Here is a 21,845-nt window from a genome sequence, read left to right on the forward strand (position 1 = left end):
GTTTCTATGAATATTGTACAAGACAAAAATATGCTTCCTGATAATCAGTGGATTGACGTTTGCGCACTCGATGATTTAACCCCAAACACTGGTGCGGGTGCGCTAGTTGGTGGTCAAGCGGTAGCAATCTTCCGTGTGGGACATGAAAAACGTGTTTACGTGCTGAGCAATAAAGATCCGTTTAGCCAAGCCAATGTCATGAGCCGTGGGATTATCGGTGATTTACAAGGTGAGCGTGTTATTGCATCACCAATCTATAAACAACATTTCAGTTTAGCAACGGGCCGTTGTTTAGAAGATAAAGACCAAAAGCTTTCAGTTTATCCAAGCAAAATTGTTGATGGTCGTGTTTGGGTCAATGCGGTGCCGCAGAAAACTTATATTACCAATACAGGTGTATCACAAGACAAACTTAAACTGGTATTGATTGGAAATGGCTTGGCGGGTATGCGTTGTCTGGAAGATTTACTTGATATGGCGCCAGACCGTTATGAAGTTACGGTGATTGGTGAAGAACCATGGGGTAACTATAACCGTATTATGTTGTCTCCGGTTTTATCGGGTGAAAAAACCATTGAAGACATTATGTTGCATCCACCAAAGTGGTATGACGATAAAGGCATTAAATTTATTGCCGGTGATAAAGCCGTAAAAATTGATCGCCCACGTAAAGTGGTTTACACCGAAAAAGGTCGGACAGTTGATTATGATCGTTTGATTCTGGCAACAGGCTCGGCACCATTTATTCCACCAGTTCAAGGTGTTGACTTAAAGGGTGTGTTAACTTTCCGCGATATTTATGACGTCAACACCATGATTGAATACTGCGATTCAAAAACCAATGCAGTGGTGATTGGTGGCGGTTTACTCGGTTTAGAAGCGGCGTATGGTTTAAAACAACGTGGTATGAATGTCACAGTTCTACATTTGATGGACCGTATTATGGAACGTCAACTTGATGGGCGTGCAAGTCAGTTACTTCGTCATAGTATTGAGCAAAAAGGCATTCATATTATTACCGAAGCCAATACAGAGGCGTTAATTGGTGATGAAAACGGTCATGTCAAACAAATCCGTTTGAAAGATGGCACAGTGTTAGATGCTGACCTTGTGGTGTTTGCAGTGGGCATTCGTCCAAATATTGCTTTGGCGCAAAGTGCTGGTTTACGTTGTAATCGTGGTGTATTGGTGAATGACACCATGCAAACATTTGACCCAAGTATTTACGCGGTGGGTGAGTGTATTGAACACCGTGGTCAAACTTTTGGTTTAGTTGAACCACTATGGGGTCAAGCTTTTATTTGCGCGACCCATTTGGCTGAACACGGCAGCTTAACTTTTAAAGCACCCACTGTACCGACTCAGTTAAAAGTCAGTGGTGTCGATGTATTCTCTGCTGGCAATTTTGAGCCGAAAGATGATTATGAAGACATTATACTGAACGATGAAAAACGCCAGATTTATAAGCGTATTATCATTCAAAGCGATCGGGTAATCGGTGCAGTACTGTTTGGTGATACTGAAGATGGCATGTGGTATGCAGAGTTAATTGCAGACCAAACACCTGTTTCTTCATTTAGAAATAAACTGCTATTTGGTCGAGATTTTGCATTAAAAAATGCAGGCTAAATAGGGAAAGGAGCAGTTATGAATAGTATTCCAAGCGTTGAAGTCGATAGCTCCGATCATGTTGCAAAAAACACTAAAACAACATGTCCATATTGTGGTGTAGGTTGTGGTGTTAGCGTAAACGTCCAACAAAAACCTCAAGGACCTGTGGTGCAAGTTGAGGGGGATGCTGAGCATCCTTCCAACTTTGGGCGCTTATGTATTAAAGGTAGCCGACTTGCGGATACTTTAGGGTTAGAAACACGTGTTTTACAGCCAATGATGGGGCGCAAAGCTGATCGGGTGGTAACGACATGGGATGCGGCAATCAATAAAATTGCCGATAAATTCCAATCTTGTATCGATCAATATGGTCGTGACAGCATTGCATTTTATGTTTCAGGTCAGCTTTTGACTGAAGACTATTATGTGGTGAATAAGTTTGTAAAAGGCTATTTAGGCACTGCAAATATCGATACCAACTCACGCCTTTGCATGTCATCTGCGGTGGCTGGTCACAAACGTAGTTTCGGTGAAGATATTGTGCCTGCGAGTTATGAAGATTTTGAACATGCAGATATGGTGGTATTGGTCGGTTCTAATACCGCATGGTGCCATCCTGTGCTGTATCAGCGGATTATGCAGGCTAAAAGCCACAATCCCGATATGTTTGTGGTGGTAATTGACCCACGTTTTACCAGTACTTGTGAACAAGCGGATTTACATTTACCGATTTTGCCGGGCCAAGATGTCGCATTATTCAATGGTCTATTCCAATATCTATATCAAAATGGTCATGCCGATCAGGCATTTGTAGAGGCTTATACCGAAGGTCTGCAAGATGTTTTGGTAAGTAGTCAGCAAGAAACGGATATTGCCTATGTTGCCAAACGCAGTGGTATTTCTTTAGACAAATTACAGCAGTTTTTTGAGAAATTTGCGCAGACTGAAAAAGTCATTACCCTATTTTCAATGGGTGTGAATCAATCAAGTCAGGGTGTAAATAAAACCAACAGTATTATTAATTGTCATTTACTAACAGGCAAAATTGGTAAGCTCGGCGCCGCACCATTTTCAATGACAGGCCAACCCAATGCGATGGGTGGCCGTGAAGTCGGTGGCTTAGCCAATATGCTAGCGGCACACATGGACTTAGATAACCCCTTACATCAAAAAGTAGTGCAAACCTTTTGGGATAGCCCATTTATTGCAACTCAAGCTGGTTTGAAAGCAGTTGATTTATTTAATGCGGTTGAAGCTGGAAAAATTAAAGCCATCTGGATTATGGCAACCAATCCAGTCGTGAGTCTGCCAGATGCCGATCAAGTTAAACGTGCTTTAGAGAAGTGCGAGTTAGTCGTCGTATCAGATATCTGTGCTGATACCGATACTACGGCTTATGCCGATGTTTTGCTTCCAGCTTTAGGGTGGGGAGAAAAAGATGGAACTGTGACTAACTCTGAGCGCCGTATTTCACGTCAGCGTGCTTTTTTACCTGCACCAGGTGAAGCAAAAGCAGACTGGTGGTCTGTTAGCCAAGTCGCGAAAAAATTAGGGTTTAATGGTTTTGATTTCACCACTGCTGTTGATATTTTCAATGAGCATGCAGCGTTATCTGCACAAGACAATGCAGACATAGATGCTCGTGAACAAAGTAATAATTTCCGTTATTTTAACTTAAAAGGCTTAATGAATCTGAGCGCTGTGGAGTACGACGCTCTACAACCAATTCAATGGCCAGTATGGGATAAAAACCAAGACGCTAAAGCCGTTCAACAATTGTTTGGCAAGGGCCAGTTTAGTCATAAAAATGCCAAGGCAAAATTGATTCCGACTGTTGCAATTGATCCGGTACATGCAGTTTCAGAAGATTATCCGCTCATTTTGAACACGGGACGTATTCGTGATCAATGGCACACCATGACGCGTACTGGTTTGTCATCAAATTTGACCAGTCACCGCGCTGAACCATTCTGTGAGATTCATCCAAGTGATGCCTTGAAGTTTGGTGTACGTGATCAAGGCTTGGTAGAAGTTCGTTCGAAATGGGGCAGTTGTGTACTACGTGTGACCTTCTCATCGGGGGTACGTCGTGGGCAAATTTTTGCACCGATTCACTGGACTGAACGGGTTGCATCCGACGCCCGCATTGGTAAAGTCGTTAATCCAGAAGTTGATGCAATTTCAGGTGAACCTGAGTTCAAACATACGCCTGTAACCATTCAGCCGTTCTATACCACTTGGCAAGGCGTGCTCTATATTCGTGAAGGATACGATTCGTATATCCAAGAATCGCTGCATCACTGTGCATGGTGGACCAAAGTCAAAATGGTGAAAACCAATCGTTATGAACTTGCAGACCGTCAAACTTTTCACGATACTCAAAAGAATCTGAAAAGCTTTTTACCATTTGCCGATGAAACCTTTGAATGGTTAAGCATAGAAGATATCTCTTCACAACTGAGCCATAGCGTTATTTTGAAAGATGGCATTGTAATTGCAAGTCTATATATTGCACCGCCAGATTTATTGCCAGACCGTGATTGGGTAGCGAGTCTGTTTAAACGAGAACGTTTGAGCGCCTTGCACCGAAAAGCTTTACTAGCGGGTATGCCAATGTCGGCTACTAATAATGATGGGCCTTTAGTGTGTAGTTGTTTTAAAGTAGGTAAGAATAAAATTATCGACGTGATAAAAACACAAAACATTACCCATGAAAAACAGGTTACTGCATGTTTAAAAGCAGGTGGGAACTGTGGTTCATGTTTACCTGAGATTCGTGGCTTGGTTAAAGCTTGCCAACAAGAGGTGGAAGTGTGAATAAGGGATATCCCGTAACTGATCTGGTCATTTTGGCGGGTGGACAAGCCCGCCGTATGAATGGTTTAAATAAGCTGTTGCAGCAATTTGATGGCGATACGCAACTACTCAAAATTCATCAAAAACTAAAGTCATCTGTATCTGAAATTTGGGTAAATAGTCATCGTGATTATTCGATTTATCAAAGTATTGTGCCTGATATTAAGTGTTTTCAAGATGATGCTTCCGGTTTTTTCGGCCCACTTATGGGCATGAAAAGCGCATGGTCACATGTAAAAGCAGATTATGTTTTGTGTATTCCCTGTGATGTGACGTATATACCTACGCAAGTCGTTGCGAAATTACACAGCGCACTACGCAAAAATAAACAAGCTCAGGCAGCCTATGTTTCAATTAATGGGGATGCTTTATACCCATTTTGCTTATTAAAGCGTGAAAGCCTGATCACGATAAGAGAGCAAATTGACAAACAACGATTAAGTTTAAAAGAGTGCTTTAAGTTTTTACATGCACAAGTCGCCGTATTTCAAAAACAAAACTTATTTTTTCATAGCATTAACTCTTTGGATGAGCTTCAACAATATAAACAAATCAATGCTTTTAAAGAGATATTTACCGCGAGTTAGACATTGGATTTTATCAATTTACAAACTAAAGTGATGTTATAAACAAATTTAAAATGATGCGTTCTTGACTATCTAATATATAAGTTCTATTTTGGAACCTGTTGTTTTAATACTAGCTAGATGTATAAAAATAAACGGAGCCAGAAAAATGATGGACGCAGCTCAGCAAAGTAAAACAGATGTGACCGCATGTATCTTATGTTCTAGAAACTGCGGTTTAAGTGTCGAAATTAAAGATAACCAGTTTGTCAAAATTAAAGGCAATCCTGAACATCCTTTTTCTCAAGGTTACATTTGCCAAAAAGCTGCCAGATTACAGCATTACCAGCAACACGCAGACCGTTTGACCATACCTTTAAAACGTCAGCCTGATGGATCATTTCAAGAAGTAAGTTGGGATGTTGCCATACAAGAAATTGCTGATCGATTAGTACAGATTAGAGATGATTTTGGTGGGACTGCTTTTGCTTCGGTTGGGGGTGGTGGTCAAGGCAATCATTTAGGTGCAGCGTATGGTCGACAACTTTTATTGGCTATGAAAAGTTATTATGCATATAACTCACTTGCCCAAGAAAAAACAGGTGATTTCTGGCTCAATGGCCGCCTGTTCGGTAGTCAGGCCTGCCATACTACAGAAGATATTGAACATGCAGATTACGTACTTTTTATTGGAACGAACCCGTTTCAGGCACATGGTATTCCCAACGCACGAGACACGCTAAAACATATTAAGAAAGATCCGAACCGAACCATGGTGGTGTTCGACCCGCGTGTTACCGAAACGGCAAAACAAGCAGACATTCACGTGCAGCTAAAACCGGGAACAGATGCTTTTTTAATGTCGGCCATGATTGCAATCATTATTAAAGAAAAGCTTTATGATGCAGCGTTTATTGAGCAGCATACACATGCGTTTGAAGAAGTAAAAGCTGCATTTAACCATGTCCCGATTGAAGACTATATTGCTAAAGCTGATGTACCTGTCGATTTGATTTATCAGGTTGTTCGAGATTTTTCAAAGGCAAAAAGAGGCTGTGTACGTATCGATTTAGGTATTCAACATACTTTGAATACAACATTAAATGGTTATTTAGAAAAGCTTTTATACTTACTGACAGGGAACTTTGGAAAACAGGGTACCAATAATTTGCATACCATGTTTATTCCAATTTTGACCGATACGGATGAAAGAAAACCAAAATATCGACGTAGTGTTTATCATAAAATGTTCCCGATCTCTGGGTTTTTTCCACCTAATATTTTACCCGATGAAATCCTAAAAGCAGGGGAAAAGCGAATTCGTGCTGTGTTTGTAGATAGTTGTAATCCACTATTAACTTACCCTGACACACCTGCCTTTGAGGAAGCCTTTAAAGCCTTAGATTTGTTGGTGGTAGTTGATGTTGCGATGACAGAAACCGCGAGACTCGCCGACTATATTTTACCTGCTCATACTCAGTTTGAAAAATGGGAATTTACTGGTTTTAACTTGGAATTTCCTAAGAATGGTTTTCACCTGCGTCATCCCGTATTGGCTGCTCAAGCAAACACTTTACCGGAAGCCGAAATTTATACTCGATTACTGGAAGCTATGAATGCTATTCCAAAGAATTTTCCAATTCTAGAAAAAATAGCTGCGGTCGACTCGAAAAAAACAGCCTATTTACCCTACTTGTCGGCGCTAGGACTTACCTTAGCACGACATAAAAAATATATTCCTTTTGCTGCCTCTATTATTTATCGAACTCTTGGCAAACGACTTGGAAATTCAGCAGATTCAGTTGCTTTTTTATTGCCGCTCTCTATTCAATATGCTGTTTTACATACCAAAGCAGTATGCCGTGCAGGTTATAAAGGTAATCCGTTAACACAAGGTGTCAAACTATTTGAGCAGATATTAAAGCAACGTTCAGGTATTGTTTTATCGCAACATGAATATGACGAAGTCTGGAAACTGGTAGCTTATAAAGATAAGAAAATACGTCTTGCAATTCCCGAGATGTTAAGTGAACTCGCAAGATTGAAAAGCCATAACGTTAATGTTGAAGAGTTTCCTTTCATCCTTTTGTCAGGTGAACGCCGTAGTTACAATGCCAACCAAATTTACCGTGACCCTGCTTGGCGAAAAGTAGATGCAGAAGGTGCACTGCGTATTCATCCTGAAGATGCAAGACACTTAAATGTAGATGCAGGAGGGCAGCTTAAATGTATCTCAGCGCATGGAGAAATTCAGGTAGTTATTGAGTTGGATGATGGGATGAGAAGAGGTGTTGTATCACTTCCACATGGCTATGGTATGCGATTTCAAAATGGAGAACCGATTGGGCCACAATTAAACTTACTTATTTCTGCTGAACATTGTGATCCATTGTCGAAAACGCCATACCATAAATATGTACCCATCCGTTTAGAAAAGTGCTAGAAATAAAGTAGGGCATATAAAAGGTTGACGCCGCACTGATTTTGTAAAGCTTTAAAGTTTAAACTAAAACGATACGGCCGAAATTTCAAATACAACCCAAAAAGTTATGGATGATAAATAGAATTGGAACAAATTTTGCAATAAAGATCAAAGCACTACTAAGGCGCAATTTTAAAAGTTTAATTGCTCTTAATGAGTGCTTGCAATATTTGAACTGTTCTCGATATGAGTGCAAATAATGAAACAATATCACTCTGAAACTGCGCCAATGCTTTTGCAAGATCAATATGGGCGCATCAAGCGAAAATTACGTATTTCAGTAACTGATCGCTGTAATTTTAAGTGTGTGTATTGCATGCCTGAACATCCTGAATGGCTAAATAAACAAGATTTGCTTAGTTTTGAAGCGCTCTTTCAGTTTTGCAGTTTTATGGTGCAACAAGGTATTGAAAGCATCCGTATTACGGGTGGTGAACCATTAATGCGTCAAGGTATTGTTCATTTCGTTCGCGATTTACAAGCTTTAAAAGCATTAGGTTTAAAGCGTATTTCAATGACCACCAATGGACATTATCTTGCAAAATACGCTCAGCAATTAAAAGATGCTGGTCTAGATGATTTAAATATTAGTTTAGATAGCCTAGATCCGATTCAATTTAAAGAGCTCACTAAGAAAAAGTTAGAACCAGTTCTTGAGGGTATTCAAGCTGCAAAAGATGCAGGGCTACCTTTTAAAATTAACTGTGTGTTAATGAAAGATAAAAATGACGATCAAATCTTACCAATGGTGAAATGGTCTATCGCCAATCATATCCCGCTACGTTTTATCGAGTTTATGCCGCTTGATGGTGATGGACTCTGGTCAAATAAAGATGTGGTGAGTGAAGCTGAAATTTTACAGGTGTTGCAACCGCATTATTCAGTACAAGTCATCGAGCAACAACATGAGCCAGCGCGTCAATATCTGCTTAACAATAGTTACGCGCTAGGCATCATTTCTACCATTACTCACTCATTTTGCCACCAATGTGACCGCATAAGACTAACGGCGCAAGGTGAGCTATATAACTGTCTATTTGCGCAGCAGGGTTTAAATATTAAACCGCAGCTTCAAGCACTATCACGCGCACAGAACTCAACCGATCATATGCTGCATAGTCAGCACTTAAAAGATCAAGTTATGCCGTATATCTGGAATAAAGCCAAAGGCTTTCATGCCTTACAACATCAACAAACCCGTAAAATCAGTATGCATATGCTTGGGGGATAAATGCAGCAATCTATCCAAATTAAAATCGAATCATTTGGTGCAATTGAAAAATTGCTTCCACAAAATCTTTCGTTAGTTTTCCCCATCGATATTTTAGTTAAAGATGTCTTAAATGAAATTGTTGCGTTGCATCCGGAATGTACACAGGCCATGGAAAAATGTGCATGCGCTATTGGCGATAATGTCATAACAAGACAATCTGCCTTAAGTGAACCGTGTACTTTGGTTTTATTATCACCAGTTGCAGGAGGCTAAGCCATGCGAGATTTTGCACGTATACAAGAGCAGGCTTTAAGCCTAGATATTTTTGATCCTATTGAATCTTTTCCAGAATGCGGTGGAATTGATATTTTTATGGGTACGGTTCGTAATCACCACGAAGGTAAAGCTGTTAAGGCGTTGAAATATACCTCGTATAAACCGCTTTCTGAAAAAATGATACGTGAAATTGAACTGGAAATTGAGAAAAAGTATCAGGTATCTTATGTGCGAGTGGTTCATCGGATTGGGCATCTAGATGTCGGTGAAACAGCCATTATTGCAATTGCTTATGCAGCCCACCGCCGTGAAGCTTTTCAAGCATGCGAAGAAGTGGTTGAGCGGGTAAAACATGAAGTGCCTGTTTTTAAAGAAGAGTTCTTTACAGATGGCACGAGTCATTATGTAGAGGGCTGCTGTATTCGTAAGGATGCACCGCACGAACACAAGCATCACCATCATGCCGGCCATGAACACTCACACTGAAATAAGCAAGACTAGGATAAATAATGAAAAATGTAGGAATGAAGCCGGAAAGTTATCGCGTTGCCGAAGCACAAGCAATTTTATATGCACCACCACACTGTATTGAATTATTAAGACAAGGAAATACCGAAAAAGGGGATGCATTAAAAACTGCACGTGTTGCAGGAATTTTGGCAGCAAAACGAACTGATGAGCTGATTCCTTTGTGTCATCCATTGCCGATTTATCGTGCAGATGTTGAATATGAATTAGAACATGATTTTGTAAAGATTATTACCGTGGTCGAAACTATCGGTCCTACTGGCGTAGAAATGGAAGCCTTAACGGCTGCAAGTCTTGCAGGTTTAACCATTTACGATATGTTAAAACCACATTGTGAACCAGAAGAACTCTGGATGGACCAATGTAAATTGCTTAAGAAAAAAGGTGGTAAATCACACTTTAAGCGAGTTCTTCGTCAGCCTGTTTCGGCTGCGGTTATTGTGTTGTCAGACACCGTAGCGGCGGGTAGAAAGCCCGATACTGCCGGAAAATCTGTGGTTGAAACTTTAACCGAAGCAGGATTCGATCCAATCCATTACCAAATTTTGCCAGATGAAGCGGATACTTTGAAAAACTTAGTGCTTGAGTTGAGCAAATCATATGCTTGCATTATGACCGTTGGTGGAACTGGAATTGGTAAGCGTGATATTACGGTTGACACATTAGAACCGCTTCTTGAGCGTAAGCTAGATGGCTTAATGGAAGCTGCGCGTTCATTTGGACAAAAACGCACGCCATATGCTGCAATGTCGCGTGGAGTAGCTGGTTTTATTGATCGCTCTTTAGTAGTGACTTTACCGGGAAGCCGTGGTGGAGCAAGCGAATCAATGGCTGCTATTTTACCTGCCTTAGTGCATATTTTTGATGTTTGCCGTGATTTACCACATCCGGGAGGCTATGAGTAATGACTGGTTGTGGTGCAGAACGTGGGTTGATTAGCGTGGATGAAGCAATTGAGCTGATTAGTAACCGACCTAAAAAATTAGACTCAATTCAGCAAGTTCTTCAAAATAGCCTAAGTAGATATCTTGCTAAAGAAATTTATTCAGAAATTAATTTACCAAGTTTCTCTCAAAGTGCTGTAGATGGTTACGCACTTTGTAGCCATGCAGAAGATTTAAATAATCAAAAGTTTCAGGTTACTGGCGAGATTCGCGCCGGAAGCGAAAGTCATGACATTCTGAATGAAGGACAGGCAATTCGCATATTTACTGGTGGCAAAATTCCTGAAGGCACAACACATGTTGCGAGGCAAGAAATAGTAGAGGTCGTTTCAGCACAAGAAATTTCGTTAACTGAACATATTCGCCCTAAAGCTGATATCCGTTTTACGGGTGAAGAAATCCAGAACGGGCAGTTGCTTGCCCAAGTTGGACAATTTTTAAATATTGGAAGCTTGGCTGCCTTAAGTATGGCAGGTGTGCAAACCGTTGAAGTCTATCGTGCGCCGAAAGTCGCTGTTTTGATCACGGGTGATGAAGTTGCCGAAACAGCAGAAGATCTAGCTGAAGGTAAAATCTTTGATGCAAATGGCCCGTTACTAAAAGCTTGGTTTGAAGATTATGGTTTAGATGTTGAACTCATTCATGTGGCAGATGAGGCAGCACAGGTCACACCATATTTCGACCAATTAAAAGATAGCCATGATGTCATCATAACCACAGGTGGAGTCTCTGTTGGAGACTATGATTTTGTTCGGCCATGTGCTTTTGAAGTTGGTTTTGAACAGATCTTTTGGAAAGTAAAACAAAAGCCGGGTAAGCCACTCTTTTTTGCTGAATATTCTCAGCCTGAATCAGATCACCACTGTTATTTACTGGGGTTGCCTGGTAATCCTGCTGCGGTCTATGTGTCTATGCAGGTTTACGGTAAAGCATTGCTTGACACTTTGCAGGGAAACCACGCTGGCCTAGTGTGGTTTAGTGCAATTTTAGATCACGATTTAAAAGAAGATGCACGCGAGCGTTTTCTAAGAATGCATGCCTATTTTGACAATGGACAACTCAAAGTTAAAAGTTTGGCAAAACAGCAATCACACATGCTCAGTAATTTAATGCAAGCCAATTGTCTGGTCCGAATTCCGGCAAGTGCAAAATTGGAAGCGGGTTATATATTGAAGGGCGTATTCATCTCAAATTAATGATGAGTAATAATAGATATAACTCACTATACAATTGGGTGAGTTATATTTGTTAAATGAATTTATATAATAGCTTTCTATTTTTTTATAATAAAAATTCTTTTATAAAGTTGATAAGAAGTTATTTTTATAATGAATCTTGCATAACTCGTAGTAAGTGGTTTAGGGTATAAACAATAGGGCCATTAGGCTAGGAAATATCGAGGAACGCATAAAGATGAAATGGGATGACATCGGTGATCAACCTTGTTCGGTTGCTCGTATGCTATCAGTGATTGGCGATCGATGGACGATGCTAATATTACGTAATGCTTTTATGGGAATACGCCGTTTTGACGATTTTCAAAAGTCATTAGGTGTCACTCGTCATGTCCTTTCGGATCGTTTAAAGCGTTTGGTTGAATATGAAATTTTAGTCAAAGCCCCTTATTTTGATCGTCAGGAACGCTTTGAATATAAATTGACTGATAAAGGTTTTGAACTTTATCCAATTATTTTGTCTATGGCGAATTGGGCAGATAAATGGATGGATCAGGGATTAGGTAAACCTTTAGAATATCGCCATAAAACTTGTGGTCATAAATTTGAACCAGTCATGGTATGTTCGGTTTGCCGTGAACCTTTACATGCAAAACAAGTTCAGGTTTCAGCTGGGCCGGGTTATTTTGCATATATGCAGCAAAAACAGAAACAAGCTTAATTTTCTTCTCTATAAATTACGAAGACTCTTGTTGAATCGCATCAGCTAGAGTCTTATAAATGTGGTCATGATTTGACTGTGTCACATTAAAGCGTATGAATTGGCCAGCATTGGAAGCTTGGCTAAACGCATTTCCCGGCGCAAGAATAACCTGATGATTAATACAATATTTTGCAATTTCTGAAGCTTCAACTCCCTTTGGCAAATGACACCAAACAAAAATTCCAGCTTGAGGCTTAATCCATGGTTTTATACCCATTGGTTCTAACTGAGTAATGGTATCGTGCATCGCTTTTGCTAATCGGACCTTTAATAATTCTATATGTTTACGATAAGATCCATCTGTTAAAGCACTTAATAAAACTTCAGCTGACACACCATTGTGAGAAAAGCTTGTGGCAATTTTCAGGTCGGTGAGCTGATCAATCCATTCTGGTTTAGCAATGATATAACCACAACGAATAGATGCGGATAAAGTTTTAGAAAAACTTCCAATAAAGATTACACGTGAAAGATTATCCAAAGCAGCAAGCCGAGGAGCAGGGCTATATTCAAAATCTGAGAAAATATCATCCTCAACAACAATCAAATTTGATTGTTCAATAAGTTTTAATAATTGATGCGCCGTAGAAAGAGAAAGTACTGCGCCAGTTGGATTATGAATTCCTGAGTTGGTGATATAAAGACGTGGATTATAAGTCTCGACTGCTTTCTTAAATGCCTCTAAGTCAGGACCTGTTGGTGTGTAGGGAATACCAATAACTTTGACTTGATGGACTTTAAGTAATGCATGAAAGTTGAAATAACAAGGATCATCAATGAGAACGACATCATTAGGCTTTAGTAAAAATCGGCAAACCAGATCAATCGCTTGAGTCCCTGAGTCTGTTAAAAGTACTTGATTAAGATTTGCATTGATACCTTTTGATTGAGCGCGTCTTGCCAGTAAATCACGTAGAGCTGGTAATCCTAATGGCGTTGAATAACCCATCAAACAATCATCTGGGCTTCTTGCAGCCGACCTTAATGCTTTACGAATACTGTCTAATGGCATCCAGTCATCGGGTAACCAACCGCAACCGGGCTTAAAAACATCTGCTTTTGCTTCCAAAGATTGACGTGAAATCCATAATGGATCGACTGAGCGATCTAATTTAGGGCCTAATTCGCTTAAAGAAAGAGGGGCAAGCGGACCAACAATATAAAAACCAGACCCAGTTCTTGATTCGATTTTGCCTAGAGCAATTAATCTTTCATAGGCTTCTACGACGGTTGAAACCGAAAAGCCAAGATCATTCGCTAATTTGCGTACAGATGGTAAGCGTGCTCCAGGCATTAAAGACCGATTTTTTATTTGTTGCTCAATCTCTGAAATGACAATTTCAATTTTGGTTTTGTTCTGTTTCACTTTCACTGGCTTACAATCCGAACTGTACTGGTTATTAATGCATTACAGTTCTTTTGAATTGTACTGCTTTGTATCTGGTTTATTCACCTTAGCACAGCTTAAATTCTTCGTATAGTGACGGAGAAAATTATGAATAGGTTTATGAATGGCTGGGTGAATGGTTTTATTGGCGTGGCTATTTTTGCGGGATCACTACCAGCAACACGCGTAGCCGTAATGGGGTTCGAACCGGGTTTTCTAACTGCGGCACGTGCGGCAATTGCAGGTATTTTAGGTCTTATTCTTATTTTGGTTTTAAAACAAAAGAAACCAGCCAAGCAAGATTGGTGGCCTCTTGCCATCGTCTCTTTAGGCGTGGTGATAGGTTTTCCTCTATTTACAGCGCTTGCCCTCCAATACATGAATGCAGCCCATTCAATTGTATTTGTTAGTCTTTTGCCGCTTGCAACGGCAATATTTGCTGTGTTGAGAGGTGGCGAAAAACCTAATCAATTTTTCTGGATATTTGCAGTCTTAGGGAGTGCGGTTGTCTTCGCTTATATGTTTTTGATTTCTGGTGATACCTCACTTGGGATAGGGGACTTTTATATGTTGATGGCGATCATTTTTTGTGGCTTTGGCTATGCAGAAGGCGGTGTACTTTCAAAAAAAATTGGCGGATGGCAGGTCATTTGTTGGGCGCTTATTTTGTCACTACCTTTTATGCTATTTCTGACTATTTTCTATATGCCAGCTTCATTTCAGAACATATCTACATCAGCTTTAGTAGGTCTTATTTATGTGTCTTTATTTAGTATGCTGATTGGTTTCTTCTTTTGGTACAAAGGGCTTGCGCAAGGAGGAATTGCTGCGATTAGTCAACTACAACTTTTACAACCTTTAATGGGATTAGGTATTGCTGCGGTCTTGTTACACGAACAAGTAAGTTGGTCAATGTTGGTGGTTACAGCAGCAACGATTTTATGCGTCGCTGCTGCTAAAAAATTTACTTAATTTTATAAACAATTTGCTGGTTTAGGGATTCCAGCTAAACGACTTAAATGACGCGCCACTAAACCAGTATTAAATTGTTGCTGTAAAACCGCATTATTAATCTCTGGACTGACCGTTTTCATTAAAAATTTAATGAGAGGACGAGTTGCTGGAGAGTGTCCAAACTGCTGATAAAACTGACGTACAGCCGCTAAAACTTCAAAATGCCAATCGGTGAGTTCAAGATCAAGCGATTTGGCAAGTTCTTGCGCAACTTCAGGATTCCAGATTGTGTAATCAACCAAATGACCATCTTGGTCTAATTCTAAATTCATGAAACCAGCCTAAATATATTATTTAAGAGAAATACAGCGATTAAACGTTAAAACCAGATCAGCAAATTGATCATAATCTAATACCTTCACCTGAGCTAAAGTATCCGTATCGATTAAATCTTTTTCGATGCTTAAACATGAAACAGATTCAAATGGTTGAATCATTTCAGCAAAAAGGTGTGCAGTTGCATCACCCATAAAAACAATTTGGTCACCTACCTGAAAAAGATTGCGTAATTCATCAATAATTTTCGGCGTAGAATGGTAAGAAGATTGCACAAGATAAAGTGTTGACGGATTCATTAAACTTACACCTTAATCTACCAATATAGAACATGATCAAAAGATTGAATAAACTCAGCATTCAACTGAACGAATTCAATTTCTTGTTCGGTTTTTTGTACAAGAGGATGCTGCTGATTTTTACATTCAATCAGAATAGGGCTCAAGTCATAGAACTCAAAACTTTCGACCATATTTGAGGCCACTTTGAAAGCCTGACGAAACTGATCAAAGCTCAAATCATTTTGCAAAAGACTAAGAGCTGCATCTTTCAATAATACTTTGACTGGTGAGCCAAAGGTTGCTAAAACCATAGTAGCAGAAAGGCTTTCATTGATTTGAAGACTGGTTAAATTGGCTTGGCTTAAAATGACGAGTACAGATTTCACACAATATACCTTTTAAAAGCAACAATCTAAGCAAACAAAGTAACTTAAAATTGAATAAGACGAGATGCTGACTGTACTGCATCAGCAAGTTCACCTAACCCGACAAGTTCAAAGTCTTTGGCAAGGTTGTGATGAGTAAGGTGATGACGACTGGCATTTTCTGCATCTGTAATACCACGAGCGAGGGCAGCACTCACACAAACAGGAAGACGAATCGCAAGCTTTTGCCATTCATGCGTTAAATTACGCTGGTCGTCAGGAACCCATTGAAAATCATTAGCAACCTGCACGCCATCTTGGTAAAAGAATACACGGAAGTCTTCATTTTTACTTTTGAGTGCCTGAGCAAGTCCTAACGCATGCCAAGCATGAATGGAAGTAGGAGCAGAGGTAATTAGTAGTAATGTACTCATTGAGAATTCACTATGGTCATACGTCTAAATGGGCGTAGATACATTAAGAGAAAGGTAAGTATACAATGATTTTAGTGACAGGTGGTTTAGGCTTTATCGGTTCACACATTGCGTTGAGTCTAATGGCTCAAGGGCAAGAGGTGGTAATCGTCGATAATTTGGCTAATTCAACCTTGCAAACTTTGGAGCGGCTAGAATTTATTTCTGGTATGTACGTTCCATTTGTCAAACTTGATGTACGCAATACACCAGCGCTGAATAAGGTGTTTGAGCAATATTCAATTGATGCAGTTATTCATACTGCCGGATTCAAATCAATTGAAGAATCTAACCTTAAACCTCTTGAATATTATAATGATAATGTTAGTTGTATCATGAGCTTGCTTCGTGCCATGCAACGTACGGGTGTTCGTCACTTTATTCATCTGTCTAGCCTTGCAGCTTATGGGAAATCTGGCTTGCAATTGAGTGAAACAGAAGAATTTAATTATGCTTATCCTAATCCCTATATTAAGTCTCAACAGATGATTGAAGAAATTATCCGTGATACTTATAAAATTGACCATGAGTGGAAAATTGCGATCTTACGATTGTCTAATATCGTAGGTGCATTTGAACATGGGGTACTCGGAGAGTATGTCGCTCAGCTCCCTAAAAATATTGTTCCGCTTGCGATGCAAGTCGCAGCAATGCAGCGTGATTTAATTGAATTACAAGATCAAGCTGAAACGTCAGATCATACGACTGAACGTAGTTTTTTACATGTTTTAGATTTATGTGAAGCCGTCATCGCGAGCTTACATTGGCTGCGTGAACAAACGCATTGTTGTGAAGCATTTAATATTGCACATGACCAAGTTCATTCAATTCGTCAATTACTCAATGAAATTTCACAAGTTACTAAAGCTGAAGTTCCTACACAATCAGCAATTTATAAACATGTCGAGTTAGATCAAGTTGGGGCTAATATTGAGAAAGCAAAAACCTTATTGCAATGGACACCGAAGCGCCCATTAAAACAAATGATCGAAGATGAATGGCGCTTTTATCAAAATACTTTAAATGGAAGATAGGATAATGATTCTTATTTACAATACTGGTATGCTTGAGTACGATATTCAAAATTAACTAGCCAGAGCAAACACTTGCTTCAGCCCGTGAGTTCTTTATTGAGATAACCGAGGTTTCTATGCAAACACGAATTGAACATGACACTATGGGTGAGATTGAAGTTCCAAATGAAGCATTGTGGGGGGCACAGACTCAACGCAGCTTACAGAACTTTAAAATCGGGCAGGAACGATTACCCCGTGCCATGATTCGAGCGATGGGTTTGGTAAAAAAGGCTGCTGCAATAACCAATGCTGAACTTGAACAACTACCACAAGATTTGAGTCAATATATTGTGGGTGCTGCTGAAGAGGTAATTGATGGCAAGTGGGATTCCCAATTTCCTTTAGTTGTCTGGCAGACAGGTTCTGGTACGCAAAGTAACATGAACTGCAATGAAGTGATTGCCAATATTGCAAACCAGAAATTAGGACAAGCCTTAGGTGCCCAAAAACCAGTACATCCAAATGATCACGTTAATCGTGCTCAATCAACAAACGACTCCTTTCCAACGGCCATTCACGTGGCAGCAAGTTTGCAAATTAATGAATTACTCATCCCTGCTGTAGAGCAGCTCAAAGCGACTTTGCAAAAAAAGTCAGATGAGTTTCAGGATATTGTCAAAATTGGCCGTACCCATTTGCAAGATGCTACTCCATTAACCTTAGGTCAAGAATTTAGTGGCTATGTATCACAGCTTGAGCATGGATTGGTTCGACTACAACAAGCTTTGAGTGGTTTATATGAGTTGCCATTAGGTGGCACAGCGGTAGGTACAGGATTAAATGCACATCCTGACTATGCAGTAAAAGCAGCAGCTCAGCTTGCATTACTCACAGGTTTACCTTTTGTAACCGCGCCTAATAAATTTGAAGCACTAGCAGGACGGGACGCCGCTGTTTTTGCATCAGGTGCATTAAAAACTTTGGCTGTAAGCTTAAACAAAATTGCGAATGATATTCGTTGGCTGGCAAGTGGACCTCGTTGTGGTTTTGGTGAAATCCGTATTCCAGAAAATGAGCCTGGTTCAAGCATTATGCCTGGGAAAGTAAACCCAACACAAAGTGAAGCAATGACCATGGTTGTTGCGCAAGTGCTTGGAAATGATACGACCATTAACGTAGCAGGTGCTTCAGGTAACTTTGAATTAAACGTCTTTATGCCAGTGATTGCTTATAACTTATTGCAATCTATTCAGTTACTTGGTGATGCATGTAATAGCTTTAATGATCACTGCGCGGTGGGAATTGAGCCTAATCGCGATAAGATTGATCACTTCTTGCATAATTCTCTGATGCTAGTTACAGCTTTAAATCCAGTAATCGGCTATGAAAATTCTGCAAAAGTTGCAAAGACTGCTTATAAAGAAAATAAAACGTTGAAGCAGGTCGCTGTTGAGCTTGGTTTGGTTACAGCGGAACAATTTGACGAAGTAGTTAAACCTGAAAAGATGGTTTCACCAAATAGTAAGTAATCACTAAAAACAATGTAAGCGCTAATATTTATATAAAGCCCTCAAATGAGGGCTCTTTTGGGGGTAGAATTTAGCTTGTATCTTGAAATTTGAAAATATCAAAGTAAGCCGTCTATGTATTCCCAACCATGAGATTTCATAGCTTCAAACTTCTTTTTTAGCTCTTCTTTTTCGTACTCATGTATATCGCGTGCTAAAAGAACATGATACGAGTTAGATTCTGGTTCTATAGTCACTTCAATAATCTCTACTGGTTCAATCACTCCACTCTCAGTTAAACCAGAGTCTATAAAACACATTCCTTTTACAGGAATAACAATACAATCATATTCCTTGGAAATAAAATAATTATTTGCTGAAGCGGAATACGTACGTGATGCTCTAACTTTCATATGTATCTCCTTCTCAAGCATAAAAAGGGAATGTTTTAGTCTGGCGTGCTTCCACAGTTATTTCTGTTTAATTTATATAGTGATTTTATTTTTTACTTGAATATTCTAATTATAGATTTTTTATTAGCATAAAATGCTGTTAGTTATAGTTTACAAGTAAGGTATTAAAAAACTTATGAATCAAAAGCCAATTTCAGTTGTTTTAATTCCTGGTTATATGCTTGATGAATCTCTCTGGAATGAACTCATAGATGAAATGCCTAAAGAGTGGAATATATATAGAGCTACTTTAAAACAAGGGCAAACAATCAAAGAAATTGCTCAAAATATTGTTGAACATGCGCCACAAAGCTTTGTACTGATTGGATTCTCACTTGGAGGATATATCGCTAGATCTATAGCAGAGCAATTTCCTGAAAAAGTTAAGGCACTTATTTTAATAGCGTCTTCACTACGCTCAGATACAGAAGAGCAGAAAAATCAAAAGTTAACGGCAATTAAACTTAACTCTGGGAAAACTTTTCATGGACTAAGCTCAATATCGATTGAAAAAACACTTCATCCATCGAATGTGCAGAATCGTACTCTTGTAAAAAGAATCCAAGAAATGGGGAAAACTTTGGGTTATGAAGAGTTCGTTAAACAATCGATGTTAGATAGAAGTTCTTATGATATGAGTAAAATTACATGCCCAACTTTAATTATTTCTGGCTCTGATGACCAGCTCCGCTCCAAGGAAGAAGCTATAGAATTATTAGATCAGTTACCCCATGCAAAGCTTGAGATAATTAATAATACTGGTCATATGATTCCGATTGAACAACCTAAGTCGCTGGCATCAGTGATTTCCATATGGTTAAGTGAAAAGAATTTAAGGGCAAGTTAGAGAGCTTTAAATAACTTAAAAAATAGTTACTTGAGGACTTATGTTTCAGGAGGGCCTAACTTTCGTTTTCTTCGTCAGAATCTTAATAATCCTGAAAACTTGATTGTCGAGTTTGATCTTTTGATGAATGGTTGCATTATCAAGCTGATCCCATAACTCAAATGGGAAAAACTCTGAACTATGATCAAATATCCATAACCATTGGTAGCTATTGTTAAGGGTATTCTTATCAAAACGAACATCTTGGACTTTAATAATCTTAAACTGTTTATGATGTTCGTCTTGAAGAATAATTTCATGATTCTCCATTAGACATCCATACATTAAAGATAATTTTCAATTGTACTAAAATTAATAATGTCTGATTAACCTGTTAAGTTGGTATTAATTTACAAAAGATTTCGGGTTGTTAAAGTTTGTCATTTTCAAAAAGAAAATAATCTTTACTTTTGAAATACAAGGTTTTAATTAGGTTACATTGTAAGAAATGTGTGCAAATGTCAGAATGTACAGTGAAATTTATCTTCGAGTATCGCTATGAGTTTAATAGGCTTTATGTATGCAAGTAAAACCAATAGTGAACATAGTCAAATAAAACAAGATTTAATTGATATTCTCACTGAAGCAGTCAAATTCAACTCACATAATGATATTACAGGAGTACTTTACTATGGTAATGGATACTTCTTACAGTATTTAGAAGGTGAGAAAGAACAAGTCGAATCGCTATTTTATAAATTAATTTTGAAAGATTCGAGACACCAGAACTGTGAAATCATCTTTTCAGAACCATCCGAACAACGGCTATTTAAACATTGGAGTATGAAATTTGCTCCCATTAACACGAAAATAAAAGAGTTCTTTCATTATCATCATGTTGATGAGTTTAATCCTTATTTGCTTAACACTACATCTATTCCGTCTTTTATTGAATTGCTTGTAGATCAGCCAAACCATAAAGTTGATCAATATCAAGGGTAGTCGAAATCAAGAATTACAACAGATTTTTGATGTTCTATTTAAAATTAAGCTCTCTTCGGAGAGCTTTTTATCATAAAGGCTGAAACTTTCACTAATTAATGGCGAATTGGCGTTGAATAAGCCGTCATAATTGTTAAAATGCCCACCTTGTCCTGTTTTTATATTGTTTTTTGTTTTGCATGTATTTCGCAAAGTTAGAGATAAAATTATTAAAAACAGTTGCTTAGTTAAGGATTTTTGAATGCTCTCTATTTATTTAACAGATACCCAACAACATGTGCAATTTAATGATTATCCTAGTGATCAGCCGGTTAAGTTTCTGTTAAATCTTAAAAAGATTTTCCCAAGTACAGCGGATTTATTATTACCAGTTTTACCTGAAGATAATGATCTAGAAAACGTAACGTGGGAATCAACCTCAAAAGATTTTGAAGTTTTTAAAAAACTATTAGCGGGATGGGGTGTTATTGAGCTTCGTTTAAATGCAATTACTGCTTATAAAGATAAAAACTTTGCAAATGAGCTAGTGAAACAAGCACAGGTAAAACGTAAGAAAACAGCGCAAAAAAATCATCAGCTTTCTTTAGTTGCTCTAGATTATATTTTTATGCACGAAGTTCATGCATTGATTGATGCTGAATTGGTCACTATTGGTGAGAAATTTTACTTACCAACCTTGCGTGAGCAATGGAAGGGTACGGTTTCAGACCAAGTGCTTAACGGTAAACTCTAATTTAAGTGTAAAAGGTGGATTTATAAAAATTCACCTTTTTTATTTTCTAATTAAATCAGTATTTTATAATTTTAAGATTGCTTATACAAAAGTTTACA

The 21,845-nt window shown here is 38.8% G+C and carries 23 protein-coding genes; 16 read left to right on the forward strand and 7 right to left on the reverse strand.

The annotated features are described in order from the left end of the window. Nucleotides 1-6 precede the first annotated feature (6 nt). The 10 genes from nirD to AW165_RS14800 all read left to right on the forward strand — a co-directional run bounded on the left by nirD (nucleotide 7) and on the right by AW165_RS14800 (nucleotide 12,372). A complete protein-coding gene (nirD, locus tag AW165_RS14755; protein ID WP_060466268.1) occupies nucleotides 7-1,629 on the forward strand; it encodes a nitrite reductase small subunit NirD in 1,623 nt (540 codons plus the stop codon). A gap of 18 nt (nucleotides 1,630-1,647) precedes the next feature. Beyond that, the gene (locus AW165_RS14760) at nucleotides 1,648-4,428 is read left to right on the forward strand and encodes a nitrate reductase (RefSeq protein WP_060466269.1); all 2,781 of its coding nucleotides are present in this window, start codon (nucleotides 1,648-1,650) and stop codon (nucleotides 4,426-4,428) included. Continuing rightward, nucleotides 4,425-5,054: a molybdenum cofactor guanylyltransferase gene (gene mobA / locus AW165_RS14765; RefSeq protein WP_060466270.1), complete on the forward strand. Its 630-nt coding sequence runs from the start codon at nucleotides 4,425-4,427 to the stop codon at nucleotides 5,052-5,054. The genes AW165_RS14760 and mobA overlap by 4 nt, the downstream gene beginning before the upstream one ends. A gap of 148 nt (nucleotides 5,055-5,202) precedes the next feature. Next, complete coding sequence (locus AW165_RS14770; protein ID WP_060466271.1) at nucleotides 5,203-7,476, forward strand: molybdopterin-dependent oxidoreductase; 2,274 nt, start codon at nucleotides 5,203-5,205, stop codon at nucleotides 7,474-7,476. 229 nt (nucleotides 7,477-7,705) lie between these two features. Beyond that, the gene (gene moaA / locus AW165_RS14775) at nucleotides 7,706-8,746 is read left to right on the forward strand and encodes a GTP 3',8-cyclase MoaA (RefSeq protein WP_081410677.1); all 1,041 of its coding nucleotides are present in this window, start codon (nucleotides 7,706-7,708) and stop codon (nucleotides 8,744-8,746) included. After that, the gene (locus AW165_RS14780; protein WP_057068338.1) at nucleotides 8,747-9,001 is read left to right on the forward strand and encodes a MoaD/ThiS family protein; all 255 of its coding nucleotides are present in this window, start codon (nucleotides 8,747-8,749) and stop codon (nucleotides 8,999-9,001) included. A 3-nt stretch (nucleotides 9,002-9,004) separates the two neighbouring features. Next, nucleotides 9,005-9,490 carry a molybdenum cofactor biosynthesis protein MoaE gene (locus tag AW165_RS14785; RefSeq protein ID WP_060466273.1) on the forward strand — a complete coding sequence of 162 codons (486 nt, stop codon included), beginning with the start codon at nucleotides 9,005-9,007 and terminating at the stop codon, nucleotides 9,488-9,490. Between the two features lie 23 nt (nucleotides 9,491-9,513). Continuing rightward, nucleotides 9,514-10,437: a bifunctional molybdenum cofactor biosynthesis protein MoaC/MoaB gene (gene moaCB / locus AW165_RS14790; RefSeq protein WP_000799986.1), complete on the forward strand. Its 924-nt coding sequence runs from the start codon at nucleotides 9,514-9,516 to the stop codon at nucleotides 10,435-10,437. Next, nucleotides 10,437-11,672, forward strand: coding sequence for a molybdopterin molybdotransferase MoeA (locus tag AW165_RS14795; protein ID WP_060466274.1), 1,236 nt, complete (start codon nucleotides 10,437-10,439; stop codon nucleotides 11,670-11,672). Before moaCB ends, AW165_RS14795 begins: the two co-directional genes overlap by 1 nt. A gap of 217 nt (nucleotides 11,673-11,889) precedes the next feature. Beyond that, a complete protein-coding gene (locus AW165_RS14800; protein ID WP_005068860.1) occupies nucleotides 11,890-12,372 on the forward strand; it encodes a winged helix-turn-helix transcriptional regulator in 483 nt (160 codons plus the stop codon). A gap of 16 nt (nucleotides 12,373-12,388) precedes the next feature. Here AW165_RS14800 and AW165_RS14805 read toward each other — a convergent pair whose 3' ends face one another. Then, nucleotides 12,389-13,780: a PLP-dependent aminotransferase family protein gene (locus tag AW165_RS14805; protein WP_060466275.1), complete on the reverse strand. Its 1,392-nt coding sequence runs from the start codon at nucleotides 13,778-13,780 to the stop codon at nucleotides 12,389-12,391. Nucleotides 13,781-13,909: 129 nt separating this feature from the next. Here AW165_RS14805 and AW165_RS14810 point away from each other — a divergent pair, with 129 nt between their 5' ends. Further along, entirely contained in the window at nucleotides 13,910-14,773 is an 864-nt protein-coding gene (locus tag AW165_RS14810; RefSeq protein ID WP_005068864.1) for a DMT family transporter, read from the forward strand. Between the two features lie 2 nt (nucleotides 14,774-14,775). Here AW165_RS14810 and AW165_RS14815 read toward each other — a convergent pair whose 3' ends face one another. The 4 genes from AW165_RS14815 to tusD are packed head-to-tail and all read right to left on the reverse strand — an operon-like array spanning nucleotide 14,776 to nucleotide 16,171. Then, a complete protein-coding gene (locus AW165_RS14815) occupies nucleotides 14,776-15,087 on the reverse strand; it encodes a TusE/DsrC/DsvC family sulfur relay protein (RefSeq protein WP_002115694.1) in 312 nt (103 codons plus the stop codon). 18 nt (nucleotides 15,088-15,105) lie between these two features. Continuing rightward, a complete protein-coding gene (locus AW165_RS14820; protein WP_060466276.1) occupies nucleotides 15,106-15,390 on the reverse strand; it encodes a hypothetical protein in 285 nt (94 codons plus the stop codon). Between the two features lie 17 nt (nucleotides 15,391-15,407). Further along, complete coding sequence (locus tag AW165_RS14825; protein WP_002115699.1) at nucleotides 15,408-15,758, reverse strand: hypothetical protein; 351 nt, start codon at nucleotides 15,756-15,758, stop codon at nucleotides 15,408-15,410. 44 nt (nucleotides 15,759-15,802) lie between these two features. After that, on the reverse strand, nucleotides 15,803-16,171 hold the full coding sequence (gene tusD, locus AW165_RS14830) for a sulfurtransferase complex subunit TusD (RefSeq protein ID WP_002115623.1): 369 nt from the start codon (nucleotides 16,169-16,171) through the stop codon (nucleotides 15,803-15,805). A gap of 65 nt (nucleotides 16,172-16,236) precedes the next feature. Between tusD and galE the strand changes: the two genes are divergently transcribed. Together galE and fumC are read left to right on the forward strand one after the other, a co-directional pair. Then, entirely contained in the window at nucleotides 16,237-17,244 is a 1,008-nt protein-coding gene (galE, locus tag AW165_RS14835; RefSeq protein WP_060466277.1) for a UDP-glucose 4-epimerase GalE, read from the forward strand. A gap of 116 nt (nucleotides 17,245-17,360) precedes the next feature. Then, the gene (gene fumC / locus AW165_RS14840; RefSeq protein ID WP_005068873.1) at nucleotides 17,361-18,755 is read left to right on the forward strand and encodes a class II fumarate hydratase; all 1,395 of its coding nucleotides are present in this window, start codon (nucleotides 17,361-17,363) and stop codon (nucleotides 18,753-18,755) included. Between the two features lie 98 nt (nucleotides 18,756-18,853). Here the strand turns inward: fumC and AW165_RS14845 are convergent, their stop codons facing one another. Then, entirely contained in the window at nucleotides 18,854-19,147 is a 294-nt protein-coding gene (locus AW165_RS14845) for a hypothetical protein (RefSeq protein WP_017398949.1), read from the reverse strand. Nucleotides 19,148-19,322: 175 nt separating this feature from the next. Between AW165_RS14845 and AW165_RS14850 the strand changes: the two genes are divergently transcribed. Further along, nucleotides 19,323-20,033: an alpha/beta fold hydrolase gene (locus tag AW165_RS14850; RefSeq protein WP_060466278.1), complete on the forward strand. Its 711-nt coding sequence runs from the start codon at nucleotides 19,323-19,325 to the stop codon at nucleotides 20,031-20,033. Nucleotides 20,034-20,078: 45 nt separating this feature from the next. Here the strand turns inward: AW165_RS14850 and AW165_RS14855 are convergent, their stop codons facing one another. Beyond that, entirely contained in the window at nucleotides 20,079-20,342 is a 264-nt protein-coding gene (locus AW165_RS14855; protein ID WP_060466279.1) for a hypothetical protein, read from the reverse strand. A gap of 228 nt (nucleotides 20,343-20,570) precedes the next feature. Between AW165_RS14855 and AW165_RS14860 the strand changes: the two genes are divergently transcribed. Both AW165_RS14860 and AW165_RS14865 read left to right on the forward strand, forming a co-directional pair. Next, entirely contained in the window at nucleotides 20,571-21,014 is a 444-nt protein-coding gene (locus AW165_RS14860) for a BLUF domain-containing protein (RefSeq protein WP_060466280.1), read from the forward strand. 241 nt (nucleotides 21,015-21,255) lie between these two features. Continuing rightward, nucleotides 21,256-21,747 (forward strand): hypothetical protein, encoded by a 492-nt coding sequence (locus tag AW165_RS14865; RefSeq protein ID WP_002115670.1) that lies wholly within the window; start codon nucleotides 21,256-21,258, stop codon nucleotides 21,745-21,747. Nucleotides 21,748-21,845 lie beyond the last annotated feature (98 nt).

Source organism: Acinetobacter sp. LMB-5, assembly GCF_001541635.1.
GTDB lineage: Bacteria > Pseudomonadota > Gammaproteobacteria > Pseudomonadales > Moraxellaceae > Acinetobacter > Acinetobacter pittii.

What these genes read in the sequence shown, in the direction of transcription:
- nirD (WP_060466268.1), top strand. Translation starts at nt 7, where the DNA reads ATGAATATTGTACAAGACAAAAATATGCTTCCTGATAATCAGTGGATT.
- AW165_RS14760 (WP_060466269.1), top strand. Translation starts at nt 1,648, where the DNA reads ATGAATAGTATTCCAAGCGTTGAAGTCGATAGCTCCGATCATGTTGCA.
- AW165_RS14770 (WP_060466271.1), top strand. Translation starts at nt 5,203, where the DNA reads ATGATGGACGCAGCTCAGCAAAGTAAAACAGATGTGACCGCATGTATC.
- AW165_RS14780 (WP_057068338.1), top strand. Translation starts at nt 8,747, where the DNA reads ATGCAGCAATCTATCCAAATTAAAATCGAATCATTTGGTGCAATTGAA.
- AW165_RS14785 (WP_060466273.1), top strand. Translation starts at nt 9,005, where the DNA reads ATGCGAGATTTTGCACGTATACAAGAGCAGGCTTTAAGCCTAGATATT.
- moaCB (WP_000799986.1), top strand. Translation starts at nt 9,514, where the DNA reads ATGAAAAATGTAGGAATGAAGCCGGAAAGTTATCGCGTTGCCGAAGCA.
- AW165_RS14795 (WP_060466274.1), top strand. Translation starts at nt 10,437, where the DNA reads ATGACTGGTTGTGGTGCAGAACGTGGGTTGATTAGCGTGGATGAAGCA.
- AW165_RS14800 (WP_005068860.1), top strand. Translation starts at nt 11,890, where the DNA reads ATGAAATGGGATGACATCGGTGATCAACCTTGTTCGGTTGCTCGTATG.
- AW165_RS14810 (WP_005068864.1), top strand. Translation starts at nt 13,910, where the DNA reads ATGAATAGGTTTATGAATGGCTGGGTGAATGGTTTTATTGGCGTGGCT.
- AW165_RS14815 (WP_002115694.1), bottom strand. Translation starts at nt 15,087, where the DNA reads ATGAATTTAGAATTAGACCAAGATGGTCATTTGGTTGATTACACAATC.
- AW165_RS14820 (WP_060466276.1), bottom strand. Translation starts at nt 15,390, where the DNA reads ATGAATCCGTCAACACTTTATCTTGTGCAATCTTCTTACCATTCTACG.
- tusD (WP_002115623.1), bottom strand. Translation starts at nt 16,171, where the DNA reads ATGAGTACATTACTACTAATTACCTCTGCTCCTACTTCCATTCATGCT.
- galE (WP_060466277.1), top strand. Translation starts at nt 16,237, where the DNA reads ATGATTTTAGTGACAGGTGGTTTAGGCTTTATCGGTTCACACATTGCG.
- fumC (WP_005068873.1), top strand. Translation starts at nt 17,361, where the DNA reads ATGCAAACACGAATTGAACATGACACTATGGGTGAGATTGAAGTTCCA.
- AW165_RS14845 (WP_017398949.1), bottom strand. Translation starts at nt 19,147, where the DNA reads ATGAAAGTTAGAGCATCACGTACGTATTCCGCTTCAGCAAATAATTAT.
- AW165_RS14850 (WP_060466278.1), top strand. Translation starts at nt 19,323, where the DNA reads ATGAATCAAAAGCCAATTTCAGTTGTTTTAATTCCTGGTTATATGCTT.
- AW165_RS14855 (WP_060466279.1), bottom strand. Translation starts at nt 20,342, where the DNA reads ATGGAGAATCATGAAATTATTCTTCAAGACGAACATCATAAACAGTTT.
- AW165_RS14860 (WP_060466280.1), top strand. Translation starts at nt 20,571, where the DNA reads ATGAGTTTAATAGGCTTTATGTATGCAAGTAAAACCAATAGTGAACAT.
- AW165_RS14865 (WP_002115670.1), top strand. Translation starts at nt 21,256, where the DNA reads ATGCTCTCTATTTATTTAACAGATACCCAACAACATGTGCAATTTAAT.